Origin of the sequence: Gottfriedia acidiceleris, from assembly GCF_004138285.1 — a bacterium.
Lineage (GTDB): Bacteria > Bacillota > Bacilli > Bacillales > Bacillaceae_G > Gottfriedia > Gottfriedia acidiceleris_A.
Genome location: NZ_SCFN01000025.1, coordinates 1 through 24,538, shown reverse-complemented (window position 1 = coordinate 24,538; position 24,538 = coordinate 1). Strand labels below are relative to the sequence as shown.

24 protein-coding genes, 1 pseudogene and 2 other annotated features are annotated in these 24,538 nt (G+C 35.2%); all 25 genes and pseudogenes read right to left on the bottom strand.

Going from position 1 to position 24,538, the window contains the following annotated elements; genetic code table 11:
- Positions 1–14: 14 nt before the first annotated feature.
- The 25 genes and pseudogenes from rpoB to EP747_RS21215 all read right to left on the bottom strand — a co-directional run bounded on the left by rpoB (position 15) and on the right by EP747_RS21215 (position 24,091).
- Complete coding sequence (gene rpoB, locus EP747_RS21335) at positions 15–3,545, bottom strand: DNA-directed RNA polymerase subunit beta (protein ID WP_129692068.1); 3,531 nt, start codon at positions 3,543–3,545, stop codon at positions 15–17.
- 245 nt (positions 3,546–3,790) lie between these two features.
- The gene (locus EP747_RS21330) at positions 3,791–4,390 is read right to left on the bottom strand and encodes a class I SAM-dependent methyltransferase (protein WP_129692067.1); all 600 of its coding nucleotides are present in this window, start codon (positions 4,388–4,390) and stop codon (positions 3,791–3,793) included.
- Between the two features lie 110 nt (positions 4,391–4,500).
- On the bottom strand, positions 4,501–4,860 hold the full coding sequence (gene rplL, locus EP747_RS21325; RefSeq protein WP_069033604.1) for a 50S ribosomal protein L7/L12: 360 nt from the start codon (positions 4,858–4,860) through the stop codon (positions 4,501–4,503).
- A gap of 56 nt (positions 4,861–4,916) precedes the next feature.
- Positions 4,917–5,417 (bottom strand): 50S ribosomal protein L10, encoded by a 501-nt coding sequence (gene rplJ / locus EP747_RS21320; protein ID WP_098428744.1) that lies wholly within the window; start codon positions 5,415–5,417, stop codon positions 4,917–4,919.
- A gap of 43 nt (positions 5,418–5,460) precedes the next feature.
- Positions 5,461–5,596: a sequence feature (ribosomal protein L10 leader region), on the bottom strand.
- Positions 5,597–5,650: 54 nt separating this feature from the next.
- Complete coding sequence (gene rplA / locus EP747_RS21315) at positions 5,651–6,340, bottom strand: 50S ribosomal protein L1 (protein WP_129692066.1); 690 nt, start codon at positions 6,338–6,340, stop codon at positions 5,651–5,653.
- Positions 6,341–6,455: 115 nt separating this feature from the next.
- Positions 6,456–6,881, bottom strand: coding sequence for a 50S ribosomal protein L11 (gene rplK, locus EP747_RS21310; protein ID WP_056467373.1), 426 nt, complete (start codon positions 6,879–6,881; stop codon positions 6,456–6,458).
- Positions 6,882–7,050: 169 nt separating this feature from the next.
- Positions 7,051–7,584, bottom strand: coding sequence for a transcription termination/antitermination protein NusG (gene nusG / locus EP747_RS21305; RefSeq protein ID WP_088014615.1), 534 nt, complete (start codon positions 7,582–7,584; stop codon positions 7,051–7,053).
- A 115-nt stretch (positions 7,585–7,699) separates the two neighbouring features.
- Positions 7,700–7,897: a preprotein translocase subunit SecE gene (gene secE / locus EP747_RS21300; RefSeq protein WP_235832964.1), complete on the bottom strand. Its 198-nt coding sequence runs from the start codon at positions 7,895–7,897 to the stop codon at positions 7,700–7,702.
- A gap of 112 nt (positions 7,898–8,009) precedes the next feature.
- A complete protein-coding gene (gene rpmG, locus EP747_RS21295) occupies positions 8,010–8,156 on the bottom strand; it encodes a 50S ribosomal protein L33 (protein ID WP_082459366.1) in 147 nt (48 codons plus the stop codon).
- Between the two features lie 134 nt (positions 8,157–8,290).
- Complete coding sequence (gene sigH, locus EP747_RS21290; RefSeq protein ID WP_056467364.1) at positions 8,291–8,941, bottom strand: RNA polymerase sporulation sigma factor SigH; 651 nt, start codon at positions 8,939–8,941, stop codon at positions 8,291–8,293.
- A 65-nt stretch (positions 8,942–9,006) separates the two neighbouring features.
- Positions 9,007–9,486 (bottom strand): NYN domain-containing protein, encoded by a 480-nt coding sequence (locus tag EP747_RS21285; RefSeq protein WP_235832965.1) that lies wholly within the window; start codon positions 9,484–9,486, stop codon positions 9,007–9,009.
- Positions 9,487–9,520: 34 nt separating this feature from the next.
- Positions 9,521–10,264 (bottom strand): 23S rRNA (guanosine(2251)-2'-O)-methyltransferase RlmB, encoded by a 744-nt coding sequence (gene rlmB / locus EP747_RS21280; RefSeq protein ID WP_129692064.1) that lies wholly within the window; start codon positions 10,262–10,264, stop codon positions 9,521–9,523.
- Between the two features lies 1 nt (position 10,265).
- Positions 10,266–10,682 (bottom strand): Mini-ribonuclease 3, encoded by a 417-nt coding sequence (locus EP747_RS21275; RefSeq protein ID WP_129692063.1) that lies wholly within the window; start codon positions 10,680–10,682, stop codon positions 10,266–10,268.
- Positions 10,683–10,686: 4 nt separating this feature from the next.
- Complete coding sequence (cysS, locus tag EP747_RS21270; RefSeq protein WP_129692062.1) at positions 10,687–12,087, bottom strand: cysteine--tRNA ligase; 1,401 nt, start codon at positions 12,085–12,087, stop codon at positions 10,687–10,689.
- Positions 12,088–12,091: 4 nt separating this feature from the next.
- Entirely contained in the window at positions 12,092–12,730 is a 639-nt protein-coding gene (gene cysE / locus EP747_RS21265) for a serine O-acetyltransferase (protein WP_097978211.1), read from the bottom strand.
- Between the two features lie 82 nt (positions 12,731–12,812).
- Positions 12,813–13,031 (bottom strand) — a binding site (T-box leader).
- A gap of 42 nt (positions 13,032–13,073) precedes the next feature.
- Positions 13,074–14,534 carry a glutamate--tRNA ligase gene (gene gltX / locus EP747_RS21260; RefSeq protein WP_129692061.1) on the bottom strand — a complete coding sequence of 487 codons (1,461 nt, stop codon included), beginning with the start codon at positions 14,532–14,534 and terminating at the stop codon, positions 13,074–13,076.
- A gap of 42 nt (positions 14,535–14,576) precedes the next feature.
- Positions 14,577–15,056, bottom strand: a complete 480-nt coding sequence (gene ispF, locus EP747_RS21255) for a 2-C-methyl-D-erythritol 2,4-cyclodiphosphate synthase (protein ID WP_056467343.1) — start codon at positions 15,054–15,056, stop codon at positions 14,577–14,579.
- A gap of 11 nt (positions 15,057–15,067) precedes the next feature.
- Positions 15,068–15,754: a 2-C-methyl-D-erythritol 4-phosphate cytidylyltransferase gene (gene ispD / locus EP747_RS21250; RefSeq protein WP_129692060.1), complete on the bottom strand. Its 687-nt coding sequence runs from the start codon at positions 15,752–15,754 to the stop codon at positions 15,068–15,070.
- A gap of 20 nt (positions 15,755–15,774) precedes the next feature.
- Positions 15,775–16,845: a PIN/TRAM domain-containing protein gene (locus EP747_RS21245; RefSeq protein ID WP_098232286.1), complete on the bottom strand. Its 1,071-nt coding sequence runs from the start codon at positions 16,843–16,845 to the stop codon at positions 15,775–15,777.
- 50 nt (positions 16,846–16,895) lie between these two features.
- Entirely contained in the window at positions 16,896–17,969 is a 1,074-nt protein-coding gene (gene disA, locus EP747_RS21240) for a DNA integrity scanning diadenylate cyclase DisA (RefSeq protein ID WP_129692059.1), read from the bottom strand.
- Positions 17,970–17,971: 2 nt separating this feature from the next.
- Positions 17,972–19,347: pseudogene (radA, locus tag EP747_RS21235) on the bottom strand (DNA repair protein RadA).
- A 179-nt stretch (positions 19,348–19,526) separates the two neighbouring features.
- Positions 19,527–21,968: an ATP-dependent protease ATP-binding subunit ClpC gene (gene clpC / locus EP747_RS21230; protein ID WP_129692058.1), complete on the bottom strand. Its 2,442-nt coding sequence runs from the start codon at positions 21,966–21,968 to the stop codon at positions 19,527–19,529.
- Positions 21,969–21,988: 20 nt separating this feature from the next.
- Positions 21,989–23,056 (bottom strand): protein arginine kinase, encoded by a 1,068-nt coding sequence (locus tag EP747_RS21225; protein WP_129692057.1) that lies wholly within the window; start codon positions 23,054–23,056, stop codon positions 21,989–21,991.
- Positions 23,057–23,061: 5 nt separating this feature from the next.
- Positions 23,062–23,610 carry a UvrB/UvrC motif-containing protein gene (locus EP747_RS21220; protein ID WP_129692056.1) on the bottom strand — a complete coding sequence of 183 codons (549 nt, stop codon included), beginning with the start codon at positions 23,608–23,610 and terminating at the stop codon, positions 23,062–23,064.
- Positions 23,611–23,629: 19 nt separating this feature from the next.
- Positions 23,630–24,091: a CtsR family transcriptional regulator gene (locus EP747_RS21215; protein WP_129692055.1), complete on the bottom strand. Its 462-nt coding sequence runs from the start codon at positions 24,089–24,091 to the stop codon at positions 23,630–23,632.
- Between the last annotated feature and the right edge of the window lie 447 nt (positions 24,092–24,538).

Sequence of the window (24,538 nt, the reverse complement as noted above, 5' to 3'; positions counted from 1 at the left end):
ACCCTATATAATACTTATTCTTTTACGTATTCAATATCCATCGCTAAATGTTCTGAAGCTTGATCATCATCATCTTCAGTATCACGCATTTCAATCTCTTCGTCTGTAGCAGACATCATCTTAACATCCATACCAAGTGACTGTAATTCTTTAATTAATACTTTGAATGATTCAGGAACACCTGGTTCCGGTACATTTTCACCTTTAACGATTGCTTCATATGTTTTCACACGTCCAACAACGTCATCAGATTTAACTGTTAAGATTTCTTGTAATGTGTAAGCAGCACCGTATGCTTCAAGTGCCCAAACCTCCATCTCACCAAAACGTTGTCCACCAAATTGTGCTTTACCACCAAGTGGTTGTTGCGTTACAAGTGAGTAAGGTCCTGTTGAACGAGCATGAAGCTTATCGTCAACCATGTGTGCAAGTTTAATCATATACATGACACCAACAGATACACGGTTATCGAATGGCTCACCTGTACGTCCATCATAAAGTACAGTTTTCGCATCACGTGCCATACCAGCTTCTTCAATTGTTCCCCAAACATCTTCCTCACGCGCTCCGTCAAATACTGGAGAAGCAACATGAATGCCAAGATATCTTGCAGCCATACCTAAGTGTAGCTCTAATACCTGACCGATGTTCATACGAGAAGGTACCCCTAATGGATTTAACATGATATCAACTGGCGTTCCATCAGGTAAGAATGGCATATCTTCTTCTGGTAAAATACGAGAGATAACCCCTTTATTACCATGTCGTCCAGCCATTTTATCCCCTTCAGAGATTTTACGTTTCTGAACGATATAAACACGAACAAGTTGGTTTACTCCTGGTGGTAATTCATCACCGTTTTCACGAGTGAATACTTTCACATCAAGAATAATTCCGCCTCCACCGTGTGGAACACGTAAAGATGTATCACGAACTTCACGAGCTTTTTCACCGAAGATTGCATGTAGAAGACGTTCTTCAGCAGTTAATTCAGTTACACCTTTAGGCGTTACTTTACCAACTAATAAATCTCCATCTTTTACTTCTGCACCAATTCGGATAATTCCACGCTCATCAAGATTTTTAAGTGCATCTTCACCAACGTTTGGAATATCACGAGTGATTTCTTCAGGTCCTAATTTTGTATCACGAGCTTCTGATTCATATTCTTCAATATGAACTGAAGTGTAAACATCTTCTTTAACAAGACGGCGACTCATAATGATCGCATCCTCGTAGTTGTAACCATCCCATGTCATGAATGCTACTAATACGTTACGTCCTAGTGCTAATTCACCTTTTTCCATTGAAGGTCCATCTGCAAGAATTTCGCCTCTTACTACCTCGTCACCAACACTTACGATTGGGCGTTGGTTATAACAAGTACCTTGGTTAGAACGTACGAATTTTAACATACGATATTTATCAAGGTCACCTTTAACTTTTTGTCCATCTACTTCTAAGTAGCGACGTACCCAAACTTCTTTCGCTTCAACACGTTCAACGATACCTGGGTGTTTACAAATTACTGCAGCACCTGAGTCTTTTGCTGAAACGTATTCCATACCTGTACCTACGATTGGAGATTCAGGGTTTAATAATGGTACTGCTTGACGTTGCATGTTCGCTCCCATTAGGGCACGGTTTGAGTCATCGTTCTCTAAGAAAGGAATACATGCTGTCGCAGCTGATACTACTTGTTTAGGAGATACATCCATATAGTCAATACGCTCACGTTTTACAACAGTGTTGTCTCCACGGAAACGAGCAACTACATCTTCATCTAAGAAACTACCATCTTCACCTAAACGAGCATTCGCTTGGGCAACTACATAGTTATCTTCTTCATCAGCAGTTAAATAGTCAATTTTATCAGTTAGACGACCTGTTTCAGGGTCTACACGACGATATGGAGTTTCAATGAAACCAAATTGATTTACTTTAGCATAAGAAGAAAGTGAGTTAATTAATCCGATGTTTGGTCCCTCAGGCGTTTCAATCGGACACATACGACCATAGTGAGAGTAATGAACGTCACGTACTTCAAATCCAGCACGTTCACGTGTTAAACCACCTGGTCCAAGTGCTGATAGTCTTCGTTTATGAGTTAATTCAGCAAGAGGATTTGTTTGGTCCATGAATTGAGATAGCTGTGAACTACCAAAGAATTCTTTAATTGAAGCAATTACAGGGCGAATATTAATTAATGCCTGTGGAGTAACTGCGTTTGTATCTTGAATTGACATACGTTCACGTACTACACGTTCCATACGAGATAGACCGATACGGAATTGGTTTTGAAGTAATTCACCAACTGAACGTAAACGACGATTTCCTAAATGGTCAATATCGTCAGTGTCACCTACGTTATGTAGCAGGTTAAAGAAGTAAGAAATTGAAGCAATGATGTCAGCAGGTGAAATATTTTTCACACTTTTGCTTACATTTGCATTTCCAATAACTTGAATAACTTGTTCACCATCTTCTACAGGAGCGTAAATTTTAATAGATTGTAAAGTAATCTCATCTTCTAATACACCACCAGCAGGGTGAGCAACTTTTTCACCGATATTCTTTTCTAAGAATGGAAGAATACGGTCTAACGTACGGCGATCAAGAGTTGTCCCTTTTTCTACAATGATTTCACCAGTTTCTGGATCGACTAATGTTTCTGCAATACGTTGGTTAAATAGTCTATTTTTAATGTGTAATTTTTTATTTATTTTGTAGCGTCCAACGCTAGCTAAGTCATAACGCTTCGGATCAAAGAAGCGAGTAATTAATAGGTTTTTAGCGTTTTCTACAGTAGGTGGTTCACCTGGACGTAATCTTTCATAGATTTCAAGAAGCGCTTTTTCAGTGCTATCTGTGTTATCTTTTTCAAGAGTATTACGTAGGTATTCGTTTTCGCCTAATAAGTCTAGAATCTCTTGGTCTGTACCAAACCCAAGCGAACGTAGTAGTACCGTTACAGGTAATTTTCTTGTTCGGTCAATACGTACATAAACTACATCCTTCGCGTCCGTTTCGTACTCTAACCAAGCACCACGGTTCGGAATAACTGTAGCCGTAAAACCTTTTTTACCATTTTTGTCGATCTTTCCACTATAGTACACACTTGGAGAACGTACTAATTGTGAAACGATTACACGTTCAGCACCATTAATAATGAATGTGCCTGTGTCCGTCATCAGTGGGAAATCCCCCATGAAAACGTCTTGCTCCTTAACTTCGCCAGTTTCCTTATTTAATAGGCGAACTTTCACTCGAAGTGGAGCAGCGTAGTTTACGTCACGCTCTTTCGATTCTTCTACAACATACTTCGGCTCACCTAAGCTGTAATCAATGAATTCTAATGATAGATTACCTGTGAAATCCTCAATTGGTGAAATGTCTTGGAACATTTCTCTCAAACCTTCATCTAAGAACCATTGGTAAGATGCTGTTTGAATCTCAATTAAGTTAGGTAACTCTAAAACTTCACTGATACGAGCATAACTTCTGCGTTGGCGGTGTCGTCCATATTGAACTAGTTGACCTGTCAACATATTCACCCCTTAAATCAAGAGTATTTAAAACAAAAAAATAGTAACAAATAAGCAGAAAACATCCCTTACTTGTTAAACAAAAAATAAAATGGTTTCAAAATGAAAACCATTTATTAAACTCAACGACAGTCATTTTACTATCATTTCCAAAGAATATAGAAATATACCCACTTTCAAAAAATCATTTTTGAAAATAAATATATATTGGCATTTAATAATACTATCACAAGCAAAAATTACAGTCAATCTTTTTTACTTTTTATGATATAATATCCTTTATCCTTTTTTACTACTTCAACCTCGTCGAAAGTCTCTTTTAATAAATCAAGAGCTGATGGCGCTCCTTGCTTCTTTTGTATAACTACCCATAACTCTCCACCAGAAAGTAATTTATCATGAGCCCCTTTTAAAATTTCATGAACAACACTTTTCCCAGCACGAATTGGAGGATTTGTTAAAATAGCCGCATATTCACCTATTACATTTTCATAGATGCTACTTTCATAGATTTTTATATTTTCTATTTTATTTACATTCGCATTTTCTTTTGCTAATTCAATCGCCCTTAAATTCACATCGACCATTTCAACGATTCGACTAGTACAATCTTTTGCGATTGATAACCCTATCGGACCGTACCCACATCCAACATCTAAAATATTACCTTCAACTTCTGGAAATGTGAATGCGTTAATTAAAACACGGGATCCAAAGTCAACTTCATTCCTAGAAAAAACACCTGAATCAGATTGGAATTTCAAATCATTACCTCTCAGCGTAAACGAAAATACTTTTTTATCAGTTTTACTATTCGGTTGATTTGTAAAATAATGATCTGCCATAAAAAAATCCTTCTTCCATAAATATACTTATCAACAGTCTTTCCAAAAGTAACCCCTTATGTACAAAAAAAGCTCGCATAAATGCGAGCTTTTCTAAAAACTTTTAGAAATTACTTAACTTCTACGTTAGCGCCAACTTCTTCAAGTTTAGCTTTCATTTCTTCAGCTTCTTCTTTGCTGATTCCTTCTTTAATTGCTTTAGGAGTGTTGTCAACTAATTCTTTAGCTTCTTTTAATCCTAAACCAGTTAATTCACGAACTACTTTGATTACTTTGATTTTTTGGTCGCCAGGGCTAGCTAATACTAAATCAAATTCAGTTTGCTCAGCAGCAGCTTCAACAGCGCCACCCATCATAGCTACAGGAGCAGCAGCAGTTACGCCGAACTCTTCTTCGATTGCTTTTACTAAGTCATTTAATTCTAATACAGTCATGTTTTTAACTGCTTCAATGATTTGTTCTTTAGTCATTGTTAATTTCCTCCTTGTTTATACCTTTAAATTATATATTTTAAGCGATCTTGGCATTAAGCGCCTTGTTCTTCTTTTTGTTCTGCAACTGCTTTAGTTGCAAGAGCGAAGTTGCGGATTGGTGCTTGTAGCACGCTAAGCAACATAGAAAGTAAACCTTCGCGAGATGGAAGTTCAGCAAGAGCTTTAACTTCTTCAACAGTAGCAACGTTTCCTTCGATTACACCAGCTTTAATTTCTAAAGCTTCATGTTTTTTAGCGAAATCGTTGATTACTTTAGCAGGAGCAATTACATCCTCCATACTAAACGCGATTGCGTTTGGACCAGTTAATGATTCGTTTAAACCAGCTAAGCCAGCCTCTTCAGCAGCACGACGAGTTAAAGTGTTTTTGTAAACTTTGAACTCAACGCCAGCTTCACGTAATTGCTTACGTAATTCAGTTACTTCAGCAACATTTAAACCACGGTAGTCAACAACAACTGTTGCTTTGCTATCACGTAATTTAGCAGCTACTTCAGTTACAACTTGTTTTTTAGCTTCTAATACTGCGCTCATTTATTACACCTCCTGTGGATTTTAGTGTATATACCGCAAAAGTGTAACCATAGCAAAACCTCCACGAATCTTTCAAAAAAAGACATGGAGGTTGTATATGCACGAATTTATCAGTTATACACCTCGGTAGGATATTAAGCTTAAGCACCTACTGTCTACGGTAGTCTATTTAATTAGCAAGACAATCTCCATTATAGAGAGTTCTTGTCGAATTGTCAACTTTGTTTTTTATCTTAGAAACTAGCTGGATCTACTTTGATACCAGGGCCCATAGTTGAAGTAATTGCTACGTTCTTCATGTATGTTCCTTTAGCAGCAGCAGGTTTAACTTTTACCATAGTTTCAAAGATTGTTGTAAAGTTTTCTACTAACTTTTCGTTTTCGAAAGATACTTTACCGATTGGTACGTGAATGTTACCAGCTTTATCAACACGGTATTCAACTTTACCAGCTTTGATTTCGTTAACAGCTTTTGTTACGTCAAATGTAACTGTACCTGTTTTCGGGTTTGGCATTAAACCTTTAGGTCCTAATACACGTCCTAATTTACCAACTTCAGCCATCATGTCTGGAGTTGCTACTACTACATCAAAATCGAACCAACCTTGTTGGATTTTGTTAATCATGTCAGCATCGCCTACGAAATCAGCACCAGCAGCTTCAGCTTCTTTAGCTTTTTCACCTTTAGCGAATACTAATACACGTTGTACTTTACCAGTACCGTGTGGAAGAACTACTGCACCACGAATTTGTTGGTCAGCTTTCTTTGGATCTACTCCTAAACGGAATGCTACTTCAACTGTTGCATCAAAGTTAACAGTTGTAGTCTTTTTAACAAGATCAACAGCTTCGTTTACTGCGTAAACAGCTGTACGATCTACTAATTTAATAGCTTCTTGGTATTTTTTACCTTTGTTAGCCATGTTTTATTCCTCCTAATGTGGTTTTAACGGATTTTCCTCCCACGAATAAAGGTTGCGATAAAGCACATCAAACGATGTTCGCAACCTCCTCAATCACACCTTATTGAAGATGGGATTAGTCTTCAATAACGATACCCATACTACGTGCAGTACCTTCTACCATACGCATAGCAGCTTCAACAGAAGCAGCATTTAAGTCAGGCATTTTTTGTTCAGCAATCTCACGCACTTTATCGCGTTTAACTGTTGCTACTTTTTTACGATTTGGTTCACCTGAACCAGACTCGATACCAGCCGCTACTTTAAGAAGTACAGCAGCAGGAGGAGTTTTCGTAATGAATGTAAACGAACGATCTTCGAATACAGTGATTTCAACAGGAATAATTAGACCAGCTTGGTCAGCTGTACGAGCGTTGAACTCTTTACAGAATCCCATGATGTTAACACCTGCTTGTCCTAGTGCAGGACCAACTGGTGGTGCTGGGTTTGCTTTTCCTGCAGGAATTTGCAATTTTACCATTTTAATTACTTTTTTAGCCACGAGACACACCTCCTTAAGTCCGTGATGTGGTAATGGGGTTTTACACCCTCCCACTCATATCGTTTTGCATTTGCATGCATATTCTTATACAGAAGTTAATACCATCTTTTCGATGCATATTGACCTTTAAAAGTCTAACATTTTCAAATTAAAAATGCAAGGTCTTGTATTATAATTTTTCAACAAGATGTAAATCCAGTTCTACCGGTGTTTCTTTATTAAAGAATTCTACTAACACAGTCACTTTTTTCTTTTCGAAGTCAATTTCTTTAATTGATCCAGTATAATTCGCAAATGGACCTTCTTTTAATCGAACAACTTCATTTACATCTAAATCAAAATCAATTATTTGTTCATCTAGACCCATATGTTTTAGAATATGTGTAATTTCTTCTTCTAAAAGTGGGGTTGGTTTTGAACCAGATCCAGCTGAGCCAACGAAACCAGTTACTCCCGGTGTATTTCGAACTACATACCAAGAATCATCAGTCATCACTAGTTCAACTAACACATAACCTGGAAACACTTTACGTTTCGTTACTTTCTCTTTACCGTTCTTCATTTCTACTTCTGATTCTTCTGGAACTATTACACGGAAAATTTTATCCTGCATTCCCATTGTTTCTACACGTTTTTCTAAATTAGCTTTTACTTTATTCTCATATCCTGAGTAAGTATGAACTACATACCATCTTTTTTCCATGTTAGAGGACTACTTGTCCTTCCCTCCCCGGTCAACTTTCTTTGCAAATTAAAAAACCCGTCACCGGGCTTTTTTTTTAAACATTATCACTCATTATAGCACAATTAGTTTTAACTTATTCAAGAATAAGTCGAATTAGTTTAGAAAGTCCTGTGTCAATTACAGCGAAGAATACTACAAAGAATAAAACTGTAGCTAATACTGTAACTGTTGAATTAACTAATTCTTTACGTTTAGGCCATGAAACTTTTTTCATTTCACTTTTTACTTCGCGAAAAAACTTACCGATACGACCCACAGATGCAACCCCCATATATACTAGTTTAGAGATTTACGAAACGTCCGCCTTGTCCAAAAAATAGTGCATGTTCTTTAGTTTATATACTGAATAAGGACATTCGCAATTATCATTTATCTTACTTCATTTATTTTGTTTCTTTATGTGTAGTATGCTCATTGCACGTTTTACAAAACTTTTTCATCTCCAAACGTTCTACAGAAGAGGAATTCTTCATCGTGGAGTAATTTCTATTATTGCAATTAGCGCACGACAGGACAACTTTTTTTCTCATGGTGACACCAACCTAATTCATCTATAATTATCCATTAAGAATGTACCATGTGAACTATAAACTGTCAAACTCATTTCTATACCCTTGTAATCCTATAAATTATTATGAATTACAAAGGAGTTTCTTTGATTTAACTAAACTGACAGTTCTCTTATTTCCATATATCTTTCAAGCTTTCTTTTCACTCGTTGTAAAGCATTATCAATCGATTTCACATGTCTATTTAACTCTTCTGATATTTCTTGGTAAGAACGACCATCTAAATAGAGTGATAATACTTTTCTTTCTAAATCGCTTAATAATTCAGACATTTTAAGCTCTATGTCCACATTTTCTTCTTGATTGATAACAAGTTCCTCTGGATCCATGTTTTTTGTTTCTGTTAAAACATCCAGTAATGTACGATCAGATTCCTCATCATAAATAGGCTTGTCCAATGAAACATAAGAATTTAATGGGATGTGCTTTTGTCTAGTTGCTGTTTTAATTGCTGTAATAATTTGTCTTGTAATGCATAATTCTGCAAACGCCTTGAAAGACGAAAGTTTGTCTTCTTTGTAATCACGAATTGCTTTGTATAATCCAATCATGCCTTCTTGAATGATGTCTTCACGGTCAGCTCCTATTAGGAAATAAGACCTAGATTTTGCTTTAACGAAATTTCGGTACTTTTGAATTAAAAATGTTAGTGCCTCTTGATCACCCTCTCGAACATATTCGAGAATTACCTCATCTTCTAAAGGTCCATACTCTATCATTAGCTTCAATTCCTGTTCAACGTTCAAAATTAGCACCTCCGACCATACAATTTAATTAAATTATACAGCACAAAGAAGAAGGAAACAATGAGTCATCGTTCCCCTCTTCGCCATTTTTCTAAAATTTCTGTTTGTTTCGAATTTAAAGTCTTACTAATCGTCAGTCTTTGATCTGGTATTTCACTAATTCGACTGCTTATCATTTTTTTATTTTGAGTAACCGATCGATATAGTTCCATTGCAGGTATACGAAGTGCACCTTGTCCAAATATTTGCCATTGCTCAGTAAAGTCAGATGTCGCAACATAAATATGATGGTTAACATGACGAAGCTCAATTGCAAGTTTTTCAATTTTTTCATCAGCCGTCTGGTTTTTTCGAGTGAAAATCACTTCAACCTTTGAATTCTTGTCGACCTTTTCGATTCCATTTACAAAATGAGCATCAAATACAACAATTATATGCATCCCTGTGTATGCCTTATACTCAGCAAGTTGGGTAATTAGATAATCACGTGATTTATCAAAGTCAATTTCTCGAAGTTTTCTAAGATTCGGCCAAGCTCCAATCATGTTATAACCATCTACAATAAGAATCTCTTTCTTTTTATGATCCAAGCGGGTGTCTCTTACGATGTATCTCATACATTAATAAACTAGCCGCAACAGACGCATTTAACGATGTAACTTTACCGACCATTGGTAATTTAATTAGGAAATCACATTTTTCCTTTAAGATCCTACTCATGCCTTTACCTTCGCTACCAATAATTAAACCAAGTGAAATTTGGCCATCCATGTTTCGATAGTCATCAGCACCTTTTGCATCTGTACCAAAAATCCAAACTCCTCTTTCTTTTAATTCATCTACAGTTCTTGCTAAGTTCGTTACTCGAGCTACAGGAATGTATTCTATTGCTCCAGTAGAAGCTTTAGCAACCGCTGAAGTTAAACCTACCGCTCTTCTCTTTGGAATAATGATTCCATGAGCACCAACTGCATCTGCAGTTCTCATAATTGAGCCTAAATTATGAGGGTCCTCAATTTCATCAAGAATTAAGAAGAACGGTTGTTCATTTCGACTACTAGCGACTTCAAACAAATCATCAATTTCCACATATTCATATGCAGCTACTTGCGCTACTACACCTTGGTGGTTTCCTTTAACCATTCCATCTAATTTCTTGTTAGGTGCTGTTTGAACAATCACTTTGTTTTGGTTTGCTAAATCTAAAAGTTTATGGATTTGACCTTTATTTGCTCCTTCGCTAACCCATATTTTATTTATATCACGACCTGAACGTATAGCTTCCATAACTGGATTACGTCCAATAATAAATTCTTCAGACATATTATGCTCCTTTATCATTCTCAATAAATTGAATCGCAAAATGTACAATTGTATTGAGTCTATCTTCATTTTTTAATAAATAATGGTATCCAATTAACGCTTCCATTGCGGTTGCGTAACGATATGTTTGTACATCAGTATTTTTTGGCACAGTTCCTGATTTTGCATTACGGCCCCTTTTAACAACTGCAACTTCTTCATCTGACAATATCTCAGTAAAAAGCATTTCTCTAATTACTTTAGCTTGTCCTTTTGCAGAAACAAATCTTGTTGCTGCTCGGTGAAGTTGATTAGGTCTTACTGTTCCTTTTTCAAGGAGGTGATGACGTACATAAATTTCATATACAGCATCACCTATATAAGCAAGTGCTAAACTGTTTAGTTGTTTAGCATCAATATTTTGGTTACTTTCAATCATGAAGTTATCCTCTTTTCCAGCGAATACCTTGCGGAGTATCTTCAATAATTATATTCATTTCTTTTAATTGGTCACGAATTTGGTCCGCTAATGCAAAATCACGATTTTTACGTGCATCTGTACGTTTTTGAATTAATGCTTCGATTTCATCATCTAACATTGCTTCTTCTTTAACTAGTGTAATGCCTAGTACATTTGATAATTCATCAAAAGTTGCTACTAATTGATTTAATACATTCGTAGAAGTATGTGTCTCTAATAAATATTGATTTGCCAATTTTGCTAATTGATATAAAACTGAAATCGCATTGGCTGTATTAAAGTCATCATCCATTACTTTTGTGAAGACGGTTTTTTCATCTGCTATTTCTTTTAACCACTTATTGTCATCTTCTGTTAAATTAGTACTGCTTTCTAAACGGTGCTTACTATTTTGGTAAGCCGTTTTAATACGTTCAAAACCATTTTTAGCTTCTTGTAAAAGTTCCTCGCTATAGTTAATTGGGTGACGATAATGTACTGATAACATGAAGAAACGTAATAACATAGGATCAACGATTTTAATAATATCATGTACTAATACAAAATTACCCAATGATTTAGACATTTTTTCGTTGTCAATATTGATGTATCCATTGTGCATCCAATAATTTGAAAAAGTTTTCCCGCTTAAAGCTTCTGACTGAGCGATCTCATTCTCATGGTGTGGGAATGATAAGTCTTGACCGCCTGCATGAATATCAATTGTTTCTCCAAGGTATTTCTTTGCCATTGCTGAGCACTCAATATGCCATCCTGGTCTACCTTTCCCCCACGGACTTTCCCAGAATATTTCACCTGGTTTAGCTGCTTTCCATAAAGCGAAATCTAATGGGTCTTCTTTCTTTTCACCAACTTCAATTCTTTCACCAATTCGAAGGTCTTCAATTGATTGGTGTGAAAGTTTACCGTAACCATTAAATTCTTTTGTTTTGAAGTAAACATCACCTTCAGATTCATATGCATAACCTTTTTTTACAAGCTCATCGATAAACTCAATAATAATATCCATATTATCCATTACACGAGGATGATTCGTTCCTGTTTTGCATCCTAGCGCTTGAACATCTTCAAAATATGCATTAATAAAACGATCTGCTATAGTTGGAACATCTGAACCTAATTCATTTGCTGCTTTAATTAACTTGTCATCAACGTCAGTGAAATTTGAAACATAGTTTACTTCATATCCACGATATTCAAAATAACGTCTTACTGTATCAAAAACAATAGCAGGTCTTGCATTACCAATGTGAATATAGTTATATACTGTAGGCCCACATACATACATTTTGACCTTGCCTTCTTCTATAGGCTTAAAATCTTCTTTATTCCTTGTTAATGTATTATAAATTTGAATTGCCATAGTTTTACTTCCTTTCAGATATTCTCATTAAACTTCTTAGCTCTTCTAATTCCGCTTCTAGTTGTAGTAGTCGATCTGCCACTGGGTCAGGTAGATCACAGTGATCAAATTGATTATTTACTCTAATTCCATCTTGAACAACTATCTTACCAGGTATACCAACAACCGTTGTATTATTTGGAACATCCTTTAGTACAACTGAATTTGCACCGATTTTTGCATTTTCTCCGATTGTGATTGATCCTAGAACTTTTGCTCCCGTAGCTACTAGTACCCCACTCAATAAGGTTGGATGTCGCTTACCTTTTTCCTTCCCGGTTCCACCTAATGTTACTCCTTGATAGATCGTAACATCATCGCCTATTTCACATGTTTCTCCAATTACGACTCCTGCTCCATGATCGATAAAAAATCGTCTACCAATTTTCGCCCCTGGGTGAATCTCGATTCCTGTTAAAAAACGAGCAAACTGTGAAATACTTCTTGCAATAAAGTGCCATTTTTTCCGATAGAAATAATGAGCAAATCGATAAAGCCATAAAGCATGTAAACCAGCATACGTAAGAATAACTTCTAAATAGCTAGTAGCGGCTGGATCGCGTTCAAATATCGTCGCTACATCTTCCTTCATGTACTTTAGCATCTTCATTTCCCCTTAAAGAATTTATTAAGAATTTGATTTTTTCTCTATAAAAAATAAAAAGCGTCCCTGTGTATATAAAATACACAGAGACGCTTTATGCGCGGTTCCACTCTGTTTAGATAAAATAAATTATCTCAACTCATGTAATGTAACGGTTTCCACCGCCTTAGCCTACTAAAACGTATTTTTCGGCTAAGGACTCAAGGGGGCACTTCCATGACTACTGTTAAAATCACTTTCACCAATGTGATTCTCTCTGTGTAACGAGTAACCATTTACTTTTCCCTATCAACATTTTACCTATATGAATATTACTTATATATATTACAAATTAATCAAAATGTTAACCAATTATTTGTTGTAAACGAGCAATAACTTTTTCTTTCCCTAATAAAGTCATCGCTGCTGGTAATTCTGGACCATGACATTGACCAGTTGTTGCAACTCGAATTGGCATAAATAACTTTTTGCCTTTTTGTCCAGTTGACTTTTGAACTGATTTCATTGCAGCTTTAATCGAATCAACTGTAAATTCTTCAGAAGCTTTAAGTTCTTCAACTAATGCTGAAAGTACTTCCTTCACTTGCTCTTCAGAAATAACAGCTTGCTCTTCTTCACCGAATGTTAATACTTCTTTAAAGAATAAACTTGATAAGTCAACAATTTCAGCACCAAAGCTCATTTGATCTTGATATAAAGCTACTAGATTTGTAACCCACAGATTTTCATCTGCAGTGCGTTCTTCATTTACAAAACCAGCTTTAATTAGATGTGGTAATGAAATTTCTACCACTTTTTCTAATGGTTGCTCTTTAATGTATCGATTGTTAATCCAAGTTAGTTTTTGCTTATCAAACATAGCTGGAGCAGAACTTAAACGGCTAGGATCGAAAATTTTAATAAATTCATCCTTGCTGAAAATTTCTTCTTCACCAACTGGTGACCAACCAAGAAGAGCAATAAAGTTAAATAACGCTTCTGGTAAGTAACCAAGATTTTGATATTGTTCAATAAATTGTAATACAGATTCGTCACGTTTTGAAAGCTTTTTACGGTTTTCGTTCACAATTACTGCCATATGACCAAAATCTGGAGCATCCCAATTTAATGCACGATATACCATGATTTGTTTAGGAGTATTAGAAATATGCTCTTCCCCACGCAGTACGTGACTAATCTTCATTAATGCATCATCAACTACTACCGCGTAGTTATAAGTAGCGATTCCGTTCTTTTTAACAAGAACCCAGTCACCGATATCTTTTGATTCAAATTTAATATTTCCACGAACGATATCTTCCCACTCATACGTATCATTTGCTGGTACTGCAAAACGAATAGTGTGCTCTGCACCTGCTGCTTCTTTTTCAGCTCTTTCTTCAGCTGTTAAATGACGGCATTTTCCGCTATAACGTGTAGTTGGATGACCAGCGGCTAATTGCGCTTCACGTTCCGCTGCAAGCTCTTCCTCTGTACAATAGCACTTGTATGCGTGACCATTCTCAATTAATTCATTAGCATATTGTTTGTATAAGTCTAGTCTTTCTAGCTGACGATAAGGGCCATACTCGCCACCTTTATCTGGACCTTCATCCCAATCAATACCTAACCAGTGTAAATATTTCGCTTGGCTTTCTTCGCCGCCTTCAACATTACGTTCTATATCAGTATCTTCAATACGTAATACCATATCACCATTAAAATGCTTAGCAAATAAATATACATATAACGCTGTACGTGCGTTTCCAATATGTAAATGACCTGTTGGACTAGGTGCATAACGAACTCTTACTCTATTTGACATTTATAGACACTCTCCACTGAATAATTAATATACTTTATTAGTTTAAGCCTTCTTTTGTAACAATACAACCGCTTGGGATGCAATTCCTTCTTTTCTACCTGTAAAACCTAATTTTTCAGTTGTTGTTGCTTTTACATTAATACAATCAGATGTCGTTTCAAGCAGTTCTGCAATTCGCTCTCTCATTAATTGGATATATGGTGCCATTTTAGGAGCTTGAGCGATAATCGTACAATCTGCATTAACTAACTCATAGCCTTTATCCTTAACAATATGAAATACGTGTTGAAGTAGTTTTGCTGAATCAGCATCTTTAAAAGCTGGATCCGTATCCGGGAAATGTCTACCTATATCTCCTTCACCAATAGCCCCTAGCAATGCATCTGATATTGTATGAAGAAGAACATCGGCATCAGAATGACCTAATAAACCTAATTCGTATGGAATCTCAATCCCACCAATAATTAACGGGCGATTTTCTGCAAAAGCGTGAACATCAAACCCTTGTCCAATTCTAAACATGTAAACACCTTCTAACCTCTATATTGTTCATAGATTGTTTCAGCAAAAAACAAATCTTCTTTAGTTGTTACTTTAATATTGTTATAATCTCCATTTACCACAAAAACTTTACTTCCGTTCCATTCAACTAAGCTTGCATCATCAGTTCCTAAATAACCATTTTCGATTGCTTTTTGATGCGCATCTATTAAGCATTTGTATGTAAAAGCTTGGGGAGTCTGTACTCCCCAAAGTGTAGAACGATCGATTGTTTCAACGACTTCATAATCAATAACTTTCTTAATTGTATCTTTCATTGGAACAGCACAGATGACTGCCTCATGTTCATTCATCTTTTCAAGTATCCGCTCAATCACTGCATTTGTTATGAATGGTCTCGCCCCATCGTGTACTAAAATAAAACTTTCAGTATCCTTAATTGAAACCAAACCATTATAAACACTTTCTTGCCTTTCTGCTCCACCTTTTACATAGGTTATTTTATTTTGAATACTGCTTGGCAAATTTAAAGTTTCAAAGAACTGTTTTTCAGATTCTTTAATCGGTAAGATAATCTCATTGCAACGATAATCTTCGCCAAATACTTTTAGAGTTAATTCAATAATTGGCGAGCTAACTATTTTTAGAAATAATTTATTATAGCCTGCACCCATTCGTGAGCCAGAACCCGCTGCTGGAATGATGACCTTATATTGCATTTTACGTATACCCCTCTAACTTACTTTACTTTTGCAAAAATCATACGACCTGCAGAAGTTTGTAGTACGCTCGTAACGACTGTTTCTACTCGTTTTCCAATTGATTCTTTACCGTCTTCTACAACGATCATTGTACCATCGTCTAAATATGCAACACCTTGTAATTTTTCTTTACCTTCTTTTACTACAAAAGCAGTTAATACTTCCCCAGGTAATACTACTGGTTTAATTGCATTTGCTAAATCGTTAATATTCCAAACTTTAATTTGCTGAAGTTCACTTACTTTGTTTAAATTAAAGTCATTTGTCACTAAAATACCATTTTTTAATTTAGTTAGCTTTACTAATTTTGCATCTACTTCGGGAACATCTTCAAAATCCCCTTCGTAGATTTCAACTTTCATAGCTAGCTCTTTTTGGATTCTATTTAGAATATCTAATCCTCTTCGTCCTCTATTTCGTTTTAACGTATCTGAGGAATCAGCTATATATTGTAATTCTGCTAATACAAATTGTGGAATCACAATTGTTCCTTCTATGAATCCAGTTTGACAAATATCAGCAATACGACCATCAATGATTACACTAGTATCTAAAATTTTAACTGGAATATCGAACGATGCATCTTGCTCTTCAGCAGCCTTTTTCTTAGCCTTTGAAGATAAAGTAAATAAACTCAATAATTCTTCTCTCTTTTTAATCCCAACTTGAAAACCTAAATATCCTAATAAAATCGTAACAACTATTTGAATAATTGATGAAACATACTGTAATCTAATTGAGTCAATTGGCAATGAAATAAGAAATGCCAGAATAAGTCCAAAAACAAGTCCTAAACTACCAAACAAAATCATTGAAATAGGAGCCTTTAATAATTTCTCCTCAATATACTTGATAAACGTTACTGTTGGATCAACTAACCAAAGCGATAAAATAAAAAAGATCACTGCCCCACTTAAAGCCTGCACATAAGAATTATGCAATATATTAGGTAACTCTGTTTTCAACAGTTTATCTAATAGTGGAAAAAGTACTAAACCTAAAGTACTTCCGACAAAAATATAAATAACTTGAACGATCCTCTTTATCAATTCGCCACCTCCTTTAAATAAATAATTAACTCTATCTTAGACGAAATAACTTAGTTATGTCTATTGATATACAGTTGCTCCTGAATTCGTTTTAATCCTTCTTTGATTTTTTTTGCACGAATTTCACCAATTCCATCAACATCATCTAACTCAGCAAGAGTAGCTTTGTAGATCCCTTTAAGGTGCTTAAATCTCTGTGTTAAATTTTCAATCACTAGCGGCGGCAGTCTAGAAATTTTCATCAACATACGATACCCTCTAGGCTCAACCATTTCCTCAAGATTTGTATTATTCGGATAACCTAGCAATTTAATAATGGCATGATCCTCTAACAATTCTTCGTTTGCCAGTTCTTGAAGTTTTTGCAAAATACTTTTAGGATCTTGTTCCTTACTATAATGATAATCCTTTATTAAAAGTAATGCCTCCTCCTCAAGGTCCGAAATGATCTCAATTAACTGTAATTCAATCAGTCTTCCTTCATCACCAAGCTCAATTACATAGTTATTAATTTCATTTTTAATTCGAAGAACCATTTCAACACTATGTAAAACATTTACAACTTCAAATAATGTAACTAGCTCTTCAAATTCTAAAATACTAAGTGACGTAATCCCTTGATTCCACACAATTTTATATTTTTCAAGAGTCTGAATCGCCTGATTAGCTTTTGTTAAAATTACGCCAATATCTCGCAGTGTATAGCGCAAATTACCTTTATATAAGGTAATAACATTACGTCTTTGCGAAATAGCAATTACTAAATTTCCTGTTTGTCTTGATACTCGTTCTGCAGTTCGATGACGCATACCAGTTTCTTTTGTAAAGATTGATTGATCTGGTATCAATTGTGCATTTGCCAACAGGATTTTTGTTCCTGTTTCATTTAAAATGAGTGCTCCATCCATTTTTGCTAATTCATATAAGCTAGCTGGAGAGAAAGGGTCATTAATATGAAAACCACCATCGACCATTTCTTTTGTTTCATCATTAAAGCCAAGTACAATTAATCCACCAGTCTGTGCTCTAAGTACATTATCAATGCCATCACGCAATGGTGTACCTGGAGCGATCATTTCTAAAACTGGCAACATTGATTTAGCTTTTTGTTTTTGATCCTCCATCTCTACCCTCCTAACACGTATTTTAATGCTTCATGTACTGTATTAATACCTATTATTTCCATTCCTTCAGGAAAACTCCATCCTCCAATATTTTTGATGGAATTATTGCTCTTTTAAATCCAAGTTTAGCTGCTTCTTGTACTCTTTGCTCTATTCTAGATACCCTTCGAACTTCTCCTGTTAAACCGATCTCACCAATTACTACATCTGTTGGATTAGTAGGTTTATCTTGAAAGCTTGATGCTATACTTACTGCAACAGCTAAGTCTACAGCTGGCTCATCTAACTTCAGTCCTCCGGCAACCTTTAAATAAGCATCTTGATTTTGTAATAAAAGGCCCATTCTCTTTTCTAATACAGCCATAATTAACGATACTCTATTGTGATCTATACCTGTTGCCATTCGCCTTGCATTTCCAAAGCTCGTTGGAGAGACAAGTGCTTGTAATTCAACAAGTACAGGTCTAGTACCTTCCATAGAAGCAACAACAGTTGAACCTGCTACTCCAAAAGGTCTCTCTTCTAAGAATATTTCCGATGGATTCAGCACTTCTACTAATCCTAACTCTTTCATTTCAAAAATACCCGTTTCATTAGTAGAACCAAAACGATTTTTAACTGCCCTTAATATTCGATATGTATGATGTCTTTCACCCTCAAAATATAACACTGCATCAACCATATGTTCCAGTAAACGTGGGCCTGCAATTGATCCCTCTTTTGTCACATGTCCTACTATAAAGATCGGAATGCCTTTTGTCTTCGCGATTTTCATTAATTCTGAAGTACACTCTCGAACTTGTGAAACACTACCAGGAGCAGATGTTACTTCTTGTAAATAGATTGTTTGAATCGAATCAATTACAACAAAATCAGGAGACATCTCATCCATATATCGAGCAATATAAGACAAATCTGTCTCGGATAAAACATATAAGTTTTGTGTAGCGACACCTAGTCGTTCTGCTCTTAATTTTATTTGCTTCTGAGATTCTTCACCTGAAACATATAAAACTTTATGATCCTTTTTAGCCAATTGTGAGGAAACCTGTAAAAGCATCGTCGACTTGCCAATTCCCGGGTCACCACCAATTAATACTAGTGAACCTAAAACGATACCGCCACCTAAAACCCGGTTAAACTCATCGAAGGAGGTTTCGATACGAGTTTCAGTACCTATTTCCACTTCCATGATTGAAATTGGTTTCGTTCCTTCTACTGTAGCATTTGTATTAAACGTTAGCCTTCTTGAACTAGCAGGCTGTTCTATAAACTCAACCATTGTGTTCCACTCGTTACATGCAGGACACTTTCCAATCCACTTAACTGATTCATATCCACAAGATTGACAAACGAATTTAGTTTTCTTTTTAGCCATATGTATAGTACCTCTTTTGTTACTATGATTTTCTATATTAATAGAGTATGTATTCTAAGTCTATCCTAACGCTTTTTTGATATAAGAAAAAGGGCTTCACGCCCTTTTTCACAAATTAGATAACTTTACAATTAATTTGTTCAATTATCCTTCATAAAAGGTATGAACTTTGTAATTGCTTATTGATTTACAGTTTCAGCCGCTGACCTTATCAAATATTCATTATCTTTTACATCAAGAATAACTTTTCGGCCTTTTTCAATATTACCCTTTAATAATTCTTCGGATAAACGATCCTCTACTTGTTTTTGAATTGCTCTTCTTAAAGGACGAGCTCCGTATTCAGCATCGAATCCTTCATCTGAAATTTTATCAATTGCTGCATCTGATAATTCTAGTTCGATTTCTTGTTCTTTTAAACGCTTCGTTAAGCTATTAACCATTAAGTGAACAATTTCTTTAATATGTTTCTTCTCTAATGAATGGAAAACGATTGTTTCATCGATACGGTTTAGGAATTCAGGACGGAATGCTTTTTTCAATTCCTCTAATACTTTTCCTTTCATATCTTTGTAATCTTTTTCTCCATCGTTAATATTGAATCCAACATATTTATTTGTTTTTAAAGCACTTGCTCCAACGTTTGATGTCATGATAACAAGTGTGTTTCTAAAGTCAACTGTGCGGCCTTTTGAATCTGTTAATCGACCGTCTTCTAATACTTGAAGTAGAATATTAAATACGTCTGGATGTGCTTTCTCAATTTCATCTAATAGAATTACTGAGTAAGGTTTACGTCTAACTTTCTCAGTCAATTGACCACCTTCATCATATCCTACATATCCTGGAGGTGCTCCTACTAAACGAGATGTTGCGTGTTTTTCCATATACTCCGACATATCAATACGAATCATCGCATCTTCATCGCCAAAAATTGTTTCAGCTAATGCTCGAGCCAACTCTGTTTTACCTACCCCTGTAGGACCTAAGAAAATAAATGAACCAATTGGACGTTTTGGATCTTTTAATCCAGCTCTTGCACGTCGTACAGCTTTAGAAACTGCTACTACTGCTTCTTCTTGACCAATTACTCGTTTATGAAGAACACTTTCCATATTTAACAGTTTATCTGCCTCTGTTTGAGCAAGTTTTGTAACTGGAATATTCGTCCATGATGATACAACATTCGCTATATCCTCTACAGTTACTTCAGAATTTTCTTTACCCTGTTTCTCTTTCCATTGGCGTTTCGTATCTTCTAATTGTTCACGTAATCTTTGTTCTGAGTCTCTTAATGATGCCGCTTTTTCAAATTCTTGACTTTGAACAGCTGCATCTTTCTCTTTACGAACTTCCTCTAATTTTAATTCCAATTCTTTTAAATTTGGCGGTGTTGTAAAGCTACGTAGTCGCACTTTAGAACCTGCCTCATCAATAACATCAATTGCTTTATCCGGTAAGAAACGGTCTGTAATGTATCGATCAGATAGTTTTACAGCTTCAATAATTGCCTGATCAGAAATTGATACTCTATGATGTGCCTCATAACGGTCACGTAAGCCTTGAAGAATTTGAATTGACTCATCTACACTTGGCTGATCAACTTGAATTGGTTGGAAACGACGCTCTAATGCAGCATCTTTTTCGATATATTTACGGTATTCATCAATTGTTGTTGCACCGATGCATTGTAGCTCTCCACGTGCTAATGATGGCTTTAAGATGTTAGATGCATCAATTGCACCTTCCGCTCCACCTGCACCAATTAATGTATGAAGTTCATCAATGAAAAGAATAATATTTCCAGCTTGACGAATTTCGTCCATTACTTTTTTCAGACGATCTTCAAATTCACCACGGTACTTAGTTCCAGCTACGACGGTACCCATATCAAGTGTCATTACTCGTTTATCTCTTAAAATCTCTGGTACTTCATTATTAACAATTTGTTGAGCTAATCCTTCTGCAATAGCTGTTTTACCTACACCAGGCTCACCGATTAATACTGGATTATTCTTAGTGCGTCGGCTTAACACTTCAATTACTCGCTGAATTTCTTTACCACGTCCGATTACAGGATCTAGACGACCCTCTCTAGCCGATACTGTTAAATCACGAGCTAAGCTGTCTAATGTAGGCGTGTTTGCTTGATTAGCAGATCCATTTTGATGATTAGACGAGCTTTCATTGCTACCTAATAATTGAAGAACTTGTTGACGAGCTTTATTTAAGCTAACACCAAGATTATTTAATACTCTTGCTGCTACACCTTCTCCTTCTCGAATTAGTCCTAAAAGGATGTGTTCTGTTCCTACATATGAATGCCCTAATTTGCGAGCCTCATCCATTGATAATTCAATCACTTTTTTAGCTCTAGGAGTGTAATGCACAGTTTGGGCAACTCCCTGACCACGTCCTATTAAAGTTTCCACTTCTTGTTGTACTTTCTCTGGGCTTAAACCAAGTGCAAGTAATGCCTTAGCAGCAATACCTTCTCCCTCTCGAACAAGTCCTAGTAAAATATGTTCTGTACCTATATTTGAGTGTCCAATTCGGATTGCCTCTTCTTGAGAAAGAGCTAATACTTTTTGAGCACGTTCTGTAAATCGACCAAACATCATAATTGGTTCCTCCTATATAATTAGTTATTTTTGTTAGATAGTCTTTCGCGTATTAGTGATGCTCTTTTAATATCCCTTTCCTCGGGAGTAAGCTGATCACCTACATACTGTTGTAAAATACCTGGTTGAGTTAATATCATTAATTCATGTAAAAAGTTTTTAGATAAACCATCAATTAAACCTAAATCAATCCCTAATTGTACATCCGATAAACACTTAGCACTTTCCTTTGTTTCTATTATTCTTCCGTATTTCAATGTACCTAGAGAACGAAAGACTCGATCTTCTAAAAGAATTAAAGAAGTTCTTACAAGTGCATCTCTTGCTGATTTCTCGTGTTTGATCAGTTGTTGTACAATTGTCGTTAAGTCTTCTATTATTTCTTCTTCCGATTTCCCTAATGTTATTTGATTCGAAATCTGAAAGATATTACCTAATGCTTCGCTACCTTCACCATAAATTCCTCTTACTACTAAACCAAGTTGATTAATAGTAGGAATTAAACGGTTAAATTGTTTTGTGATGACCAGTGCTGGAAGATGCATCATCACTGAGGCCCTTAATCCGGTACCAACATTAGTAGGACAGCTGGTTAAATAACCAATTGTTTCATCGAAAGCATATTCAAGCTGACTCTCTATATAATTATCAATATGATTCGCTTGAGTAAGTGCCTCTCTAAGTTGTAAACCTGGAAATAGAGCTTGAATTCTTAAATGGTCTTCTTCATTAATCATAATGCTAATTTGTTCATCCTGAGATAATATACATGCACCATGTACCGACTCTTGAACTAAATTAGGACTTATTAAGTGTTTTTCAATTAATACTCTTTTCTCTACTGGCTCTAACTGATTAATTTCAATATATTCAAAAGGTCCGTTTGGTAAAGCTGTACTACCTTCAAAATAATGTTTAACTAAATGACAAATTTCTTTAGCCTTGTCTTGACTAAGTAAAGTTGGATACAAATATGCACTGAAATTTCTAGCTAACCTAATACGACTACTTAAAACGATATCATCATCTGGACCTTCTTGTTTCATCCATGGACTAATCGCTTCATTAATAATTCGATTAATAGACATGTAACTTACTCCACCTCCTTTTGAAGGGCTTGTAAATCTTTTTCAATTTCACGAATTTCATCCCGAATCTTAATTGCTTGCTCAAAATCTTCCTTATCAATAAAATTTTGCATTTGAGATTTCAAGTCTTGTAGCTTCCTTTTCAAGGAGATTGCCCCATTAATCTTTTGAGGTATTTTCCCTGTATGCGATACATTACCACTATGAATTCTTTTAACAATTGGTTTCATCTGATCCATAAATGTTTCATAACAAGTTGAACAACCTAAACGTCCAATTTTAGTAAACTTTTGAAAAGTCATCTTACATCTAGGACATTCAATTTGGGAATCTTGATGAAATTTATTTTTCTTCATTTCATAAATACCAGTATTACCTTTAAACAATCCAGCTAACAAATCATTTACAGAATAACCACCTATTTCAGAAAAAATATATTTATTGTTCGATTCATTTGCGCATTTCTCACATAAGTGAATATCTGTTTTCTCACCATTAATAATTTTAGAATAGTGTAATGTTGCCGGACGTTCTTGACATTCTTGACAAATCATTATGGGCAACCTCCATATTCTATTTATACTTTAAACTTCTTAGCATTGCCTTGAACATTCTTGCTCTTAACTCGTCTCGATAAGGTAAATTAACCATTATTACTGAACGATCTAATACACTTAACATCATTTTTGCTTCACGCTGAGTAATTACATTTTTTTCAAGTAGTAGACGAATATAGTCCTCCGAGCTAGACTGTGCAATATTATTAGTAAAGCTACTTAATATTTGATCAATTACGCTCGCTTTATCATGAAATTGCACTTTAATAATTCGAATATACCCTCCACCGCCACGTTTACTTTCTACTACATATCCTCTTTCTAATGTGAATCTAGTATTAATTACATAATTTATTTGAGAAGGTACACAATCAAATTTATTCGCTATTTCACTTCTTTTTATCTCGACATAATCTTTATCGGATATGTCAAAGTAGTGCATTAGATATTGTTCAATAATATCTGATATATTCTTCATCTATTTACCACCTTTACTGACTTTGACTATCTTTGACTATTATTATATTCCTTTCATGAAAAATTTCAACTATTATCTCTTTACCATTTTTTCCAAACGATACAGCTCTTAATCTTTTTTTCCACTTTAAGGACTGTATATATTGGTAGCCTAGAAGAAAAATTGATATATTTTCCAATTTTGGGTACTAAATATAAGTGCTATGACCTCTCTGTCTTTGCCTAAAGGCTCGCCAATTGGCGATTTTTCTTTATCAGTATATATATATATATATATATATATATATATATATATATATATATATATATGTTATACAATTCTTTTAAGAAGCTTTTTTTCCTTTATACTTTTATTAAAAAAATTATTAACTTGATAAATTTCGTTTGATCATTTGAGCATTTTAAGACAACAAAAAAACATCAGCCTAATAGCTGATGTTTTTCATTT

Bases quoted from the DNA above. Each gene is read 5' to 3' on its own strand.
- EP747_RS21225 (WP_129692057.1), bottom strand. From the start codon at position 23,056: ATGTCTATTAATCGAATTATTAATGAAGCGATTAGTCCATGGATGAAA.
- secE (WP_235832964.1), bottom strand. From the start codon at position 7,897: ATGGGGGTTGCATCTGTGGGTCGTATCGGTAAGTTTTTTCGCGAAGTA.
- cysE (WP_097978211.1), bottom strand. From the start codon at position 12,730: ATGCTAAAGTACATGAAGGAAGATGTAGCGACGATATTTGAACGCGAT.
- EP747_RS21330 (WP_129692067.1), bottom strand. From the start codon at position 4,390: ATGGCAGATCATTATTTTACAAATCAACCGAATAGTAAAACTGATAAA.
- disA (WP_129692059.1), bottom strand. From the start codon at position 17,969: ATGGAGGATCAAAAACAAAAAGCTAAATCAATGTTGCCAGTTTTAGAA.
- rlmB (WP_129692064.1), bottom strand. From the start codon at position 10,264: ATGTCTGAAGAATTTATTATTGGACGTAATCCAGTTATGGAAGCTATA.
- ispD (WP_129692060.1), bottom strand. From the start codon at position 15,754: ATGCAATATAAGGTCATCATTCCAGCAGCGGGTTCTGGCTCACGAATG.
- ispF (WP_056467343.1), bottom strand. From the start codon at position 15,056: ATGTTTAGAATTGGACAAGGGTTTGATGTTCACGCTTTTGCAGAAAAT.
- rplA (WP_129692066.1), bottom strand. From the start codon at position 6,340: ATGGCTAACAAAGGTAAAAAATACCAAGAAGCTATTAAATTAGTAGAT.
- EP747_RS21275 (WP_129692063.1), bottom strand. From the start codon at position 10,682: ATGATTGAAAGTAACCAAAATATTGATGCTAAACAACTAAACAGTTTA.
- EP747_RS21220 (WP_129692056.1), bottom strand. From the start codon at position 23,610: ATGATTTGTCAAGAATGTCAAGAACGTCCGGCAACATTACACTATTCT.
- cysS (WP_129692062.1), bottom strand. From the start codon at position 12,087: ATGGCAATTCAAATTTATAATACATTAACAAGGAATAAAGAAGATTTT.
- clpC (WP_129692058.1), bottom strand. From the start codon at position 21,968: ATGATGTTTGGTCGATTTACAGAACGTGCTCAAAAAGTATTAGCTCTT.
- rplL (WP_069033604.1), bottom strand. From the start codon at position 4,860: ATGACTAAAGAACAAATCATTGAAGCAGTTAAAAACATGACTGTATTA.
- rpmG (WP_082459366.1), bottom strand. From the start codon at position 8,156: ATGAGAAAAAAAGTTGTCCTGTCGTGCGCTAATTGCAATAATAGAAAT.
- EP747_RS21215 (WP_129692055.1), bottom strand. From the start codon at position 24,091: ATGAAGAATATATCAGATATTATTGAACAATATCTAATGCACTACTTT.
- EP747_RS21285 (WP_235832965.1), bottom strand. From the start codon at position 9,486: ATGATTGGAGCTTGGCCGAATCTTAGAAAACTTCGAGAAATTGACTTT.
- rplJ (WP_098428744.1), bottom strand. From the start codon at position 5,417: ATGAGCGCAGTATTAGAAGCTAAAAAACAAGTTGTAACTGAAGTAGCT.
- gltX (WP_129692061.1), bottom strand. From the start codon at position 14,534: ATGTCAAATAGAGTAAGAGTTCGTTATGCACCTAGTCCAACAGGTCAT.
- nusG (WP_088014615.1), bottom strand. From the start codon at position 7,584: ATGGAAAAAAGATGGTATGTAGTTCATACTTACTCAGGATATGAGAAT.